The 12,967-nt window shown below is 71.3% G+C and carries 9 protein-coding genes and 1 pseudogene; 6 read left to right on the top strand and 4 right to left on the bottom strand.

Going from position 1 to position 12,967, the window contains the following annotated elements:
- The 4 genes and pseudogenes from ACZ7OY_RS44105 to ACZ7OY_RS44090 all read right to left on the bottom strand — a co-directional run.
- A pseudogene (locus ACZ7OY_RS44105) lies at window positions 1-1,739 on the bottom strand (hypothetical protein); the annotation flags it as partial.
- Between the two features lie 133 nt (window positions 1,740-1,872).
- Complete coding sequence (locus tag ACZ7OY_RS44100; RefSeq protein ID WP_472251133.1) at window positions 1,873-2,154, bottom strand: hypothetical protein; 282 nt, start codon at window positions 2,152-2,154, stop codon at window positions 1,873-1,875.
- Between the two features lie 8 nt (window positions 2,155-2,162).
- A complete protein-coding gene (locus ACZ7OY_RS44095; RefSeq protein ID WP_472251132.1) occupies window positions 2,163-2,417 on the bottom strand; it encodes a hypothetical protein in 255 nt (84 codons plus the stop codon).
- Window positions 2,418-2,428: 11 nt separating this feature from the next.
- Window positions 2,429-4,186 carry a S8 family peptidase gene (locus ACZ7OY_RS44090; protein ID WP_472251131.1) on the bottom strand — a complete coding sequence of 586 codons (1,758 nt, stop codon included), beginning with the start codon at window positions 4,184-4,186 and terminating at the stop codon, window positions 2,429-2,431.
- Between the two features lie 289 nt (window positions 4,187-4,475).
- Here ACZ7OY_RS44090 and ACZ7OY_RS44085 point away from each other — a divergent pair, with 289 nt between their 5' ends.
- From ACZ7OY_RS44085 to ACZ7OY_RS44060, 6 genes are all read left to right on the top strand, one after another.
- Window positions 4,476-5,150, top strand: coding sequence for a LuxR C-terminal-related transcriptional regulator (locus ACZ7OY_RS44085; protein ID WP_472251130.1), 675 nt, complete (start codon window positions 4,476-4,478; stop codon window positions 5,148-5,150).
- 115 nt (window positions 5,151-5,265) lie between these two features.
- Entirely contained in the window at window positions 5,266-7,380 is a 2,115-nt protein-coding gene (locus ACZ7OY_RS44080) for an ATP-binding protein (protein WP_472251129.1), read from the top strand.
- Entirely contained in the window at window positions 7,380-9,833 is a 2,454-nt protein-coding gene (locus tag ACZ7OY_RS44075) for an eCIS core domain-containing protein (RefSeq protein ID WP_472251128.1), read from the top strand. Before ACZ7OY_RS44080 ends, ACZ7OY_RS44075 begins: the two co-directional genes overlap by 1 nt.
- A 7-nt stretch (window positions 9,834-9,840) precedes the next feature.
- A complete protein-coding gene (locus ACZ7OY_RS44070) occupies window positions 9,841-10,518 on the top strand; it encodes a Pvc16 family protein (protein WP_472251127.1) in 678 nt (225 codons plus the stop codon).
- A gap of 12 nt (window positions 10,519-10,530) precedes the next feature.
- Window positions 10,531-12,486, top strand: a complete 1,956-nt coding sequence (locus tag ACZ7OY_RS44065; protein ID WP_472251126.1) for a phage tail sheath subtilisin-like domain-containing protein — start codon at window positions 10,531-10,533, stop codon at window positions 12,484-12,486.
- Between the two features lie 42 nt (window positions 12,487-12,528).
- Window positions 12,529-12,966: a phage tail protein gene (locus tag ACZ7OY_RS44060; RefSeq protein ID WP_472251125.1), complete on the top strand. Its 438-nt coding sequence runs from the start codon at window positions 12,529-12,531 to the stop codon at window positions 12,964-12,966.
- Window position 12,967 lies beyond the last annotated feature (1 nt).

The following is a 12,967-nucleotide window of genomic DNA, read 5'->3' as shown; positions in this document are numbered from 1 at the left end:
ACACTCACATGACCGTCCTTGGCACCCGCCACGAACAGACTCCGCCCGTCCCGACCCACCACCACAGCACCCGGACCACCCACAACCGCGATCGGCGCACCCACAAGCGCCGCGGTACCGACATCGAGCACCGCCACCGTGTCAGCATCCGGACTGGTGACGAAGACAGTGCCGCCGGGACCCACAGCCAGCCGGTTCGCACTCACCACTCCTTGCAGGAGCGTCGGGTTCTGCGGGAAGTCCATGTCGACGACGAACACCTGGCTGCGGGCGCGGAGCGTGGCGACGACACGGGGGCCGTCGCCTGTCACCGCCAGGTCGTCGAACGCCGACAAGGAGCCGTCCACCGGGGCTGCCAGCGGAAACACCTCGCTGGTCTCCCGCAGCGGTCGGGTGAGGAATCCGGTGAACGTGCCGTCGTTCGTGTGGCTGACGTAGAGGTGGTTTCCGTCCGTCGTCAGGGACCGGAAGGACGGGGACAGCCGGACGGGGATCCGCTCCACGACACTGCGGGTCCGGGTGTCGATCGCCGCGAGCGTGTCGGGGCCGACGACGTAGACCTGCGTGCCACTCGGGTCGGCCGCCAGGTCGAAGGGGCTCGCGACGTCGATGCTGGCGACCACCTCGTCGACGGTCGAGTCGATCACGAGGACCTTCCCGCCCACGACGTCGGCGACGTACACCTCACGCCCGTCCCCCACCGCCACCACCGCAATCGGCCGCGAGCCGACGGGAATCCGCCTCTCCGGAGTGCTGATGACCGACACCGCGTTCCCCTCCCCGAGGGTCACGAGAAGGTTCCGGCCGTCGGGACTCATGGCCACCCCCTCCGGCTTGCGGACCGCGGCCACCGCACGGGACCTGGTCGGAACGGCCAGCACCGAACGGCCGCCGACGGAGGAGGCGTAGACACGCTCCCCGTCGTGGGAGACCACCAGACGGTCGACGGACGGAACAGTGAATTCCCTGACGAACGACATGGCGGTGGTGTCGATGACGGAGACGGACTGTGCGTTCAGGTGGGCGACGTACACCCTGCTGCCGTCGGGTGTCACCGCCACGTCCCTGGGCTGGTCGGCAACCTTGACCTTGGCTGTGACTTCGAGTGTGGCGGTGTCGACGACGTGAACCGTGCCGTCGATGAAGCCGGGTGCGAAGACCTGTCTGCCGTCGGGACCGATCGCCAGGCCCAGGATTCCGAAGCCGACCTGGATCGGGGCGCCCAGCACACTCATGGTCTGCGTGTCGACCGGCACGATCTTGTTGCCGTTCTCGTCGGCCGCGTAGATTCGGTCGCCGGTCGGCGACATGACCAGCAGACAGGGGCGGATGCCGATCGGGAACGTGCCGGTCACCGCGTCCGTGGCGGTGTCGATCACCGCGATCCCCGAGGCGGTCCTCAGCGACACGTAGGCAAGTCGGCCGTCCGGGGAGACAGCGCCTCCGGAGGGATTGCCGCCGACCGTGAGGGTGCCGGTCACCGACGGCGGCACGGTTTTGACGACCGCGAGCACGCCTTCCCCGGCCGCCGCGTACAGGCGGCCGTCGTGGGTGAGGGTGGCGTACCGGCCCAAGCCGGGACAGGGGATGTTCTGCTTCACCTCGCCGGTGCCCGTGTGGATCACGCAGATGACGGCGTCATCGTGGCAGACCGCGTAGAGCAGCGTGCCGTCGCGGGACATGAGCAGCCTGTCCGCCCGGTGGCCCAGGGGGATACGGCTGGGAGTGAGGGATGGCATGAGGTCAGCTTGGAATACGTGCACGGGCCCCACTGGGAGCGCGGCGGTCCGGACGACGAGTCCCCCCGTGTGGGCGAGGACAGGGCCGGTTGCCGACCGGAGGACCTGCCCGGCCGCCGCTGTCGTGCAAGGGTCAGGCGAGACGCGGCGGCCCCGTGTCCACACCGTTGCTCATACGGCGGAACGGCCGAGCGCCGTCGGGTCGCGGGATCGAGTCGCGTTGCGGCTTCTCCCCGGCCGCGGCTCGCGCGAGCAGCCGGGCCGGCGCCGGGCCGCCGTCGACGGCCTCGGACACCGCGCCGCCGGTGGGCGTTCGTGTGACGGAGCCGCGCATCGGCCCGGTGTCCTTCTTCCCGACTGCGTAGGCGGTCCTGGCCGGTTCGTGCTCGTCCTCGATCGTGATCCGCACCTTCATGGGGACTCCTAGTTCAACACCGCGTAGCGGCCCTCGAAGGTCATCGGCGCGTTGCCGATGTTGGTGACGGTCAACCAGTACGTGACGAGGGACGAGGAGCCCCGCTCCACTCGCACGTTCCACTCGATCTGGGGGGTTCCAGGCTCCGGTGTGACCGGCATGCAATGCCAGATCACATGCTGGTTCTCGGGCCAGCTGTGGCTGAACCACTCGCCGCTCTGCCCCGGGTCCAGCGTGTCGGTGAACTGCGTTCCCACCTGCATCCTTGCTCTCCTCACCAGCCGAGAACCGCGAAGCGGAGCTCGAAGTCGACGGGTTGCGCGACGTGATTGGTCACGTCGATCCAGTACGTGGCGTTGGCGTCGGTGGCCCGCTCCACCCGGACTCGCCAGCTCAACTCGGGTCCTCCCGGGCTCACGGTCGTGGGAACGACGGTCCACACGACGTGCCAGTGCGCGGGCCAACTGTGGGTGAACCACCGCTGTGTACTGCCCGCCGCCACGGTGGCCCGCAGCTGTACATCGGCCCAGCTCTCGGTGGCCAGCGCCGCGGGAATCAGTTGCCGCAGGTCGGGCCGGTTGCCGATGCGCTGGGTGGCGGGACGTCCAGGCTCGTCCTGCTGCGGCGTCCCGGTGCTGCGCAGCAGCTCACGGGCGCGCGCGGGAGTGAGCGGGCTGCGGGCGTTCGCGCGGAGCACGCCCTGGACACAGGCCAGCGCGCCCACGACGATCGGCGAGGCGCTCGATGTCCCGCTGAATCTGTCGGTGTACCAGGAGTCCTCGCTCTGTCCTGCCTGGAGATCGCCGTAGCCGGTCGTGGTCACTTCGCGGCCCCAGCCCTGTACGTCCACACAGGAGCCGTGGTTGGAGAAGTCGAGCCGGGAACGGTCGGCTCCCCAGTCGGCACCGTGGGTTCCGGGCGGCGGTGCGCCGGCACCGACGACGACGGCACCCGAGTCCATGCCGCGCCGGAAGGGGTTGCGCCACCACGACGGGAAGCCTGCCCCCGGGGTGTCGTACACCGGGTCGTCGAGGTTCTCCGCGCCGTTGCCGGCCGCCTCGACGACGACCACCCCCTTGTTGACGGCGTACCGGATGGCCAGGAAGTCGTCGGGCCACCATTCGACCGCGATGAAGCCCTCCTGACCGACCCCGGTCGCGTGCGGGCCCGGCCGGTGGATCTCCAGCAGGAGGATGTCGCCGAAGCCCACGTGGTCCGCGGCTGCCTTGATCGCCGTGGCCGTGGGCAGGGAGAACGAGGAGGCACTGATCATCGCGTTGGGGGCGATACCGGTGATGCCGATGTCGTTGCTGTCACCGCTGATCTCGCCCAGGACAGCGGTGCCGTGATTGGTGTCCGTGAAGCTCGTCCCGGAGATGACTCCGCCCTGGTTCTCGAGGAGGTCCTCGTGGGTGAAGCGCCATCCCCACTCGCAGTCGACCACCCGGACGCCGTCGCCGCGTCCGCCCGGTTGTGTCCAGGCGAACCGCGCGTCGATCCCGACCGGTGCGGGGTTGAGGTAGATCTGCCGGTCGGTAAAGTCGGGAGACGCGGGTGGCGCCGCCAGGCCCGTCGGTGCCATGTCGTTGATGGGCCGGATCACCGGCCGGGTCGGCGTGAGGGAATGGGCGAGTTCGGCAGCCGGCTTGACGTAGGCCGTTTCGACGACGTCCAGGCCGCGCAGATGCTCGGCAATCTGATCGAGCCGCTCCTCGGGGGCCTCCACGTGGTAGACGCGAGCCATACGGCCGATGGTCTCGTCCTGCTCCGCGCTCGACGCCGCACTCGCCCTGCGCCGGGCGTCGGCACGCATCCGCTCCTCGTCGCCGAAGACCGCGGTCACCGTGATGTCTGGATCGGCGGCAATGGCGTCCAGCCCCGCGACATCGTCGCCCCGTACCGCACGGACGCCGGAGGGGGTGAAGCGGACCTCCGCCTCCTCCTTGGTGACGAAGATCAGCTCAGGGCGCCCGCGAGCCTGCCCGCCGGGCGGTGGAAAGCGGCCACCGCCGTTGTCGTGTGATGAGGGCATGCTTGTTCCTTCCTCCGTACCCCGGCAGGGCGGTCTCCCGTGCGGCGCACCACGCCGCCATCACCTTCACCGTGAATCGAATCTTTTTCCGGCGCCAGGTGAGGGTGTCCGTCGAGGCGACGCCCCAGGGCTGTGGGCGGTGATCCGGACGGATGGCCCGCTCTGCACACAAGCGGCTGCCGTTCACCCGGCCGCCCGACGACCCGATCGCCCGACGGTCCGGTTTCAGGCAACACACCAGGCAGGGCTGGCGCCTTCACCCACCGGTCACGGCTAGGGTCAACTCGATGTGATCGATGTATTGCTCATCGCCCCGGTACGGGTGTACCGGGAGGCGACCTTCGAGGCACTGAGGTCCCAGCCCGCTCTCTCGCTCGTCGGCAGCGGCGGTACCGCCGCCGAAGCAGTCGCGGCAGCCAACCGGCTCCGCCCGGCCGTCCTCCTGCTCGACCTCGCCGTGCCGGACAGCGTCGCGGCCGTGCGGGCAATCCGGTCCGGCACGCCCGGCACCCGCCTCGTGGCCCTCGGCGTGGAGGACACCCGACACGCGCGCGAGGTGGTCATCGCCGCCGCACGGGCCGGGGTCTCGGGGTTCATCGACGCCGGACACTCGTTGCACGACGTGGTGAGCGCCATCACCGGCGTGGTACGGGGCGAAGCACCGTGCCCGCCCCGGATCGCGGCCTGGCTGCTTCACCACGTACAAGGTGCCGCAACACCGCCGGGCCCGGTCCGTGGAGAGCTGACGGTGCGCGAGCGCGAGGTGCTGTTCCTCGTCGCAGAGGGTCTGTCCAACCAGCAGATCAGTGACCGTCTGGTCATCGGGAAGGCGACCGTCAAGTCACATGTCCACGCGGTGCTGCGCAAGCTGGGAGTCACCCACCGCGAGGCGGCGGCGCGGGTGCTGCGCACCCCGGAGGGCGCCGCAGGCGCCGAGGGTGGGGCCCTCCCGCCGCGAGGTTGAGAAGGAGGCGGAGAGCAGTCGGAGGGGGTGGAGGATTTCCTCCACCCGGGCATCCCGGGATTTCCCCCTCGAAGGCGGGTGGCATCGGCCGGGCAGCACGGTAGCCATCCTTACTGTGCCCCCCACCGCCTCCCGTCCCGTGCCGGACCTCTCGCCGCTGCGGCACTGGGTCACCGACGTGCTCGCCCGCGCCATGCAGCAGTCGGCCTCGCCGACGCCCACGGAACGGTCCTCCACACCGGAAGTGCCCCGCGCGGCCGAGACCGACCCGCTGGAGCGTCTGTACCCGTCCCGGCACCAGGTCGCCGTGGAGCTGACCGCGCGACGGCCGCCGGCCACGGTGGCGGGCCCTCCGCCGCTGCCCGACCATGTGACGGCCCCGCTGCTGCGACAGGGGTTCGACACCTTCGACCTGTGTGCCCTGGCCCTGGTACTGGCGCCCGACCTCGACCCCGTCCTGGGACGGACGCTCGCCTGGCTGCGCGACGGTGCCGCCGACCCCGGGTTCCCCTATCCGACCGTGGACCTCGTCGCCCGCCTGTGCTGCGCCGACGACGCCGAGCGGGACACCGTCGCGGTCCGGCTGGGGCCCGGTTCCCCGCTGATCCGCCTCGGGCTGCTCGAGGTGCTCGGCGACGGGCCCACCGACTGCTGTTCGCACCGCTCGGCACTTCGCGCCTCCGGCGCGCTGCTGCGCTGGACCTTCGGGGTCCGTGAACTCCCGGAGGACCTCACCCCGGCGGCGGAGGTGGACACCTACGTTCCGCCGGAGCCCGGGGACGAGACAGCCGTACGAACACTGAAACGACGGCTGCTGGGCCCGGCCCCGGCCCTGACCCATCTGTACGGGCCACAGGCCGCAGCCTGCCTCGACGTGGCCTGGTGGAGCGCCGCCCGGGCGCACCGCGCGGTGCTGCGGATCGAGGCGGAAGCGCTGGGCGACCCGGCGACCGCCCGGCGACTGGCTGCCCATGCCCTGTTGCGGGAGGCGGTCGTGGTGGTCGACGTCTCGGCCGGCGCCCCACCGCCTGCCGCCGTGTGGGAGCTGTTCGCGCACGCCGTCGTCATCGGCGCCGCGAGGTCCCTGCCGCCGGTACCCCCTGGATCCGCGTCGGGCGCGGTCGTCTCCGTACCGGTTCTGCCCTCGCCCACCGATCCCACCGGCCCGGCGCTGGCGGCGGCGCTGCGCGAGCGCGGTGTCGCGCTCGACGGGAAGTCCACGACTCGTCCACGGACCCCGTGGACCCACCTGGCCGGTATGGAACAACGGAGCCTGGTGGAGGCGTTGGCGGCCCGCGGGCACGCCGCCTACGACACCGGCAGCGAGGACGGCGAGGAGACTGAGGACGGTGGGAACGGCGCGCCGCGCGTGACGGTCGCGGACGTGTGCGAAGTGGCGTCTCTGGTGACGGCTCGGGCCCTGGAGCGGCTCGCGACCCGTCTGCCGACCGCCGCCGACTGGTCCACGCTGGTCCTTCCGGCGCCCGTGGTCGAGCAACTGCACGACGTGCGCTCCCACGTGGCGTGCCGGGGCTCGGTCCGCGAACGGTACCGGCTGCCCGACGCCGCCGGGCGCGGTGTCTCGGTGCTGTTCGCCGGTCCCAGCGGTACCGGGAAGACCCTCGCCGCCCGGCTCATCGCCGGGGAGATCGGTCAACCCCTGTACCGGGTCGACCTGGCCTCGGTGGTCTCCAAGTACATCGGTGAGACGGAGCGCAACCTCGACGCCGTCTTCACCGCGGCCGAACGCACAGACGCGGTGCTGCTCTTCGACGAGGCGGACGCGCTCTTCGGCAAGCGGAGCGAGGTCCAGGACGCGCGGGACCGGTACGCCAATCTGGAGGTGGCCTATCTGCTCCAGCGGATGGAGGACTACGACGGGCTGGCGGTGCTCGCCACCAACCTCGGGCATCATCTGGACGAAGCGTTCACACGTCGGCTCTCCTTCATCGTGCACTTCCCCTTTCCAGAGGTGCCCGAGCGTGAGCGGATCTGGCGGACGACATGGCCGACGGGCCTGCCCCACACCCCGGACCTGGACTTCCGGCTGCTGGCCGAGCGTTATCCGCTGTCCGGCGGTCACATCCGCAACGTGGTGGTCACCGCCGCGCATCTGGCAGCGGCCGGCGGCGGCGTGGTGGACCACGAGACGATGCTGCGCGCGGTGGAGCGCGAGTACGACAAGTTCGGGCAGCCGGCGCGGGAACGCACGGCACAGGGTGCGCTCTGATGTCGGACCCCGGCCGCGCACGGGACGGTGCCCTGCCCGCCGTACTCGACGAACGTGACGCGGAGCAGGGACGTCCGCTTCCCGTGTCGGTCCGGGGGCCGCTGGAGCGGGCTTTCGGGGCGCCCCTCACCGATGTAGCCGTCCACTCCGATCCGGCGGCCGCCGCGACCGCCGACCGGCTGCACGCGCAGGCGTACACGGCGGGCCGGCACATCGTGTTCGGCCCCGGGCGGTTCGATCCGTACTCGCCTCGCGGCAGGGCTCTGCTCGCGCACGAGCTCACCCATGTACTGCAACAGCGGGCCCCGGAGGCCGGTGGTGGTCGGCGGTCGGCGGAGGCGGAGGCCGACGGCGCGGGGGCGCTGGCCTCGGCCGATCTGCCGGCGCCGGTGGCCGTCGGGACCCCGGTCGGCGTCGCGTGTGCGGACAAGGACAAGGAGCCCTACGACCTGAAGTCCCTGTGGGCAGCCGCCAAGGAGAAGGTCCGCTCGACCGTCCACGACACGGTGGGACAGCAGGAGGGCGTGCTGCTCGAGGTCACGGGCGCCATCGACACCCTGGGCGGCCTGTCGTACGCAGGGGCGGCGGCGGTGGATCCCGTGATCGACCAGCTCCCGGTGGCGCCGGAGACCAAGAAGAAGATCCGCACGGTGGTGGCGGTGGCCGACGCACAGGGGAAGGAGATGCGGGACGCGGTGAAGAGCCTGGCCGAGCACGGACCGAAGGATCCGGAGACCGGCCAGTCCATCCTCATCGACCCCGTCACCAAGGCGCCCGCGCTGTCCGGAGGGGTCACGCACTACGGGGGCAAGCTGCTCCGGAAGATCGACAAGGCGGCGTTCGGCGACGCACGACCCGAGAAGTCCCTCCTGTTCACCGACGAGGAGATCGGCCAGCTCAAGGGCGCGCTCGGCCTGCAGATCGCACTGTCCTACGTGGGCGTGGAGGAGGTCCAGGTCGCGCTCAAGGTGGTGGGCGCGGCAGGGGTGGTCAAGGGAATCCTGGACAGCATCGCGAAGAACCCCCAGGGCTTCCTCAAGGACGAGCAGTTCTGGCGGCAGGTCATCGGCGCCGTCCTGTACGCGGTGAGCCTGCACCAGGCGACGGTCGGGCGGCGGATCACGTCGATTCTGCTGGCGACGGGGCAGCTCATGATCGCGGCAGGGCCGCCGGCCCTGAAGCTCCAGCAGGACATGCAGATGCAGCAGGGGCCGGAGCGGGACGCGGCGATCCAGCAGGATGTGAAGGAACTGGCTCGCGTGGCCTGGGGGGTCGTCAAGAACGTGATCCACAGCGGCATGATGAAGGTGGCCCCGGCCCCTGCCGCGGCGCCGCCCGCGAAACAGCCTGCGCCGCCGGCTCCGCCCGCCCCGCCGAAGAAGCTGCCGCCGCCGGCCCCACCGAAGAAGGCCCCGCCGGTCCCGGCGAAAAAGGCCCCACCGGTGCCACAGCCCCCGAAGATGGCCCCGCAACCTCCCAGAGCGCCGGTCCCCGTTCCGGACGAGAAGGCCGCCGTCCCCCCGAAGGCGGTCCCGAAGGCCCCGACCGAAGGCGCTCCGAAAGCGGTTCCCAAGGCCCCGGAGAGCCCCGGAGCCATGCCCGAAGCCCCCGCGGCCGGCGCTTCGAAGGCCGCGCCCAAAGCCCCGGCGGCACCCAAGCCGACCGCACCGGCGGCGCCAGCGCCTACGACGGCACAGGCGAAGCCGGCACCCAAGCCGCCAGCGCCCGAGCCCGCGGCTCCCAATGCCAAGCCTGCGGCCGGGCCGAAACCGAAGCCGCAGCCGACTGCACCGAAGCCGACGACGCCGAAGACTGCCGCCGGGAAGGCGAAGAAGGCCGCACCCGCCGCGAAGCCTTCAGCGTCCGACAAGCCCGCAGCCCCCAAGAAGCCTGCAGCCGCCAAGCAGGCCGCCCCTGCCAAGAAGCCCACGACCGCCAAGAAGGGCGCGACGGCCAAGAAGGCCACACCCGCCAAAGCCCCCGCGGCCGCGAAGAAGCCCGCGGCCAAAGCACCGACGACCAAGGCACCGACGGCGCCGAAGAGCCCCGCCGCGGCGAAGCTCGCCAAGGCCAAGAAGAAGGCGAAGTCCAAGTGGGCCTACCGCCGCGCCACCGTGGAGATGCAGAAGCGGCGCCAGTGGCGCCGGCTTTCCCGGATCATCCGCCAGCTCATCCCGACCTGCGAGATGTGCCAGTCCCGTCGCACCGCCGCCGCCGACCACCTCCACTCGCTCGTGGACGCGGAGGCCGCCATGGGCGCCGGCCTGGTGACCCTCGACGAGGCCCGTACCGCGAGCCACCTGAGCAACCTCGCCGGGATCTGCACCCGGTGCAACAGCCAGAAGAAGGATCGCCCGCTGGGCGACCCCCGTCTGGTGCCGAACGGCTGGGACCCGCCCAACCCGAACGAGCGCATCAAGCAGTGGATGCGGGACAACGGCACCGGGTGGTGAGCCGCCTGTGATCGACACGGTCGACCTCGTGCTGCGCCAGACGCTGCTCACCCGGGTGCCCGGCCTCGGCAACGCGCAGGTGGGTTTCCAGCCGCCCGACGAGAACTGGCGGTCCCTGGTCGGTGGGGCAGGCCAGGGAGTGTTCCTCAACTGCTGTCTCGTCGACCTGCGCGAAGACCGACGGCTGCGACAGGGCGCCCGGCAAGCCGCTGCCCCCGTCGCCGAGGGCGTCGCCACCCACCGTCGTACGCCGGTGCGGGTGCGCTGTCTGTATCTGCTGTCCGCCTGGAACGGAGCGCGGGACTCGCCGCAGGTGGCCGCGACCGAGCAGGAGCACGCCCTGCTCGGCGAGGTGATCGGCGCGCTGGTGACCGCCGGTCCGCTGGTGCCCGCAGCGGTGCTGACGCCCCAGCAGTTGACGGCTGTGCCGGCGTCCCTGCGCGAGGGCCCGCTGCCCATCGAGCTGCTGCCGGTCGACGGCTTCACGAAGCTGGCTGAGTTCTGGGGCACCATGGGCCGCCCCGCGGCCTGGAAGTGCGTCGTCCCGGTGACGGTCACCGTGCCCGTCCCCGAGGCCGAGCCCGCCGCCGGCGGCGTCGTCCGCGCGGTGACGACCGCCTACGGACTGCTCTCCGACGGCCTGCCGGCCGACGGCCCGGTCGAGATCCGGCTGACCCCCTCCTGAAAGGACATCCGCATGGCCATCCCCACGCTTCCCGGGGTCAGCATCATCGAGACCGAACCCCCGTCACCCGTCCGCGGGGTGTCGACCAGCATCGCCGCGTTCATCGGCCTGTGCGCGGACGGTCCCACCGGCACGCCCACCTTCGTCGCCAGCCTCGACGCCTTCACCGCCACCTTCGGCGGACCGGTGGACGGCGCGGGGACCCCCGTCCACCTGCCGCTCTCCGTCGAGGGGTTCTTCCGCAACGGCGGCACCCAGTGCTTTGTACTGCGGGCGGGCACGGCCACGCCGGCCTTCGCCGACCTGCCCGGCCGGGCGGCCGACGGCGCGCCGGTCGGCAGGGCGGTGGCGTTGCGCACCGGCACGGAAGGCCGTGGCGGCTCGGTGGAGATCGAGGACTCCAGCGCGCTCCAGGCCGCCCTGGGCGCCGGGCAGTCCGGCCTGGCGGTGCTGCGCGACACCGCTCAGGTCACCGCGGTGGACGCCACCCGCCGCAGGCTGACGGTCGACGCCGTCGGCACCTTCGCCCCGGGCGACAACGTCGTGGTCACCAAGGACGCCGAGTCCGTCGAAGCCGTGGTCCGCCGGGTCGCGGCGCCGGACGTGATCGAGCTGGCCGTCGCAGTGACGGGGGGCACCGACTTCGCGGGCGGCTCCCTGACGACCGCGCCGCCGAGGGCGGGCGACAGGACGGTACGGCTGGATGTTCCGGCCGCGCTGTCGCTACGGGCCCTGGTTCCCAGGGGATCGGTGGTACTGCTGGACGACGGAACGATCCACGAGTGGGCGACGGTCGCGGAGACGACCGGCGAGGCGGTGGTCCTGAACAAGCCGCTGACCCGCGATCTCAAGCCCGAAGCACGACTGAGCACCGCCGAGTTCGACATGACGGTCACCAGCCCCGACGGAACCGACCCGGTTGCCTTCCGGGGCCTGTCCACCGCTCCCTCGCACCCCCGCTGGTGGGCGGGGCAGGCCGTCGACAGCGACTATCTGAGAATCGTGCCGGCCGAGGTCGCGGACTCGGCCACGGTGGATCCGCGCCCGAAGCCGGGCCCGGTCGCCCTCGGCGCCGGGGATACGGGTGATCCGGCCGCGGACTGGCAGCGGCTCGACACCTCCGACGGCATGCGCGAGCAGCTGGCCCTGCTCGAAGCGATCGACGAGATCAGCCTGGTCGTCGCTCCGGGCGTCGGCGTCGAGGCCCAGCAGGCGGTCGTGGAGCACTGCGAGGCCCTGCACGACCGGTTCGCGATCCTCGACGCCGGGCAGGGCATCGAACCGACGGCCGCCCTCCAGCAGCGCGCAGCGCTGACCGGAAAGCTGGACAAGGGGTTCGCCGCGCTCTACTACCCCTGGATCCAGGTCCGTGACCCGGCCCGCAACCGGGTCGTCGCCCATCCTCCCTCCGGTCACATCGCCGGCGTCTTCGCGAGCACCGACAAACAGCGCGGCGTGCACAAGGCACCGGCGAACTCCGGTATCGCGGGGGCGCTGGGACTGGACCGGCGGCTGCGGGACAGCGAACAGGAGCTGCTCAACCCCAACGGGGTGAACGCCCTGCGGATCCTGCCGGGCCAGGGGGTTCCCGTGGTGTGGGGGGCCCGTACCACGTCCACCGATGTGACCTGGCAGTACGTCAACGTGCGCCGGCTGTTCCTGTTCCTGGAGGAATCGATCCAGGAGTCCCTGCGCGGAGCGGTCTTCGAACCGAACGACCTGGGCCTGTGGAACCGTCTCAAGCGGACGCTGACGGAGTTTCTCGGCCGGGTCTGGCGCGACGGCGCCCTGTTCGGAGCGACCGCCGACGAGGCGTTCTTCGTCCGGATCGACGAGGCACTCAACCCGCCCGCCACCCGCAAGCAGGGCGTGTTGCACGTGGAGATCGGCGTCCAGCCCGTCTACCCGGCCGAGTTCGTGGTCGTACGGATCGGCATCTGGGACGGCGGCTCCCAGGTCAGCGAATAGCGGACAGTCCCGCCCGGCAGCGCACAGCAGAGGAACAACATCGTGGCCACCGCCGAAGTACCGGATCCCTACGTCAACTTCAACTTCCTCGTCGAGCTGGACAACATCGCCAGAGCCTCCTTCCACGAGGTGTCGGGGATGGACTCCACGACCGACGTGATCGAACACCGCGAGGGCGGCTGGAACACCACGCCGCGCAAGTACCCCGGCCAGACCAAGCACGCCAACCTGGTGCTCAAGTGGGGTATGGCCGCCGACACGGAGCTGTACGACTGGCACCGGGAGGTCGTCCAGGGCAAGGTCAAACGCCGTAACGGCTCGGTGGTACTGCTGGACGGCGCGGGCAAGGAGGTCGCCCGCTGGGACTTCGTTCGCGCGTGGCCGGCCAAGTACACCGGGCCGGGCCTCAACGCCGAGTCCAGCGACATCGCGATCGAAACCCTGGAACTCGTACACGAAGGCCTGACGAGGGTGAGCTGAC

The sequence above is a fragment of the Streptomyces sp. NPDC107559 genome (genome assembly GCF_055657365.1).
This window is presented reverse-complemented; position numbering and strand designations above follow the sequence as displayed.

Bases quoted from the DNA above. Each gene is read 5' to 3' on its own strand.
- ACZ7OY_RS44075 (WP_472251128.1), top strand. From the start codon at position 7,380: ATGTCGGACCCCGGCCGCGCACGGGACGGTGCCCTGCCCGCCGTACTC.
- ACZ7OY_RS44100 (WP_472251133.1), bottom strand. From the start codon at position 2,154: ATGAAGGTGCGGATCACGATCGAGGACGAGCACGAACCGGCCAGGACC.
- ACZ7OY_RS44090 (WP_472251131.1), bottom strand. From the start codon at position 4,186: ATGCCCTCATCACACGACAACGGCGGTGGCCGCTTTCCACCGCCCGGC.
- ACZ7OY_RS44095 (WP_472251132.1), bottom strand. From the start codon at position 2,417: ATGCAGGTGGGAACGCAGTTCACCGACACGCTGGACCCGGGGCAGAGC.
- ACZ7OY_RS44065 (WP_472251126.1), top strand. From the start codon at position 10,531: ATGGCCATCCCCACGCTTCCCGGGGTCAGCATCATCGAGACCGAACCC.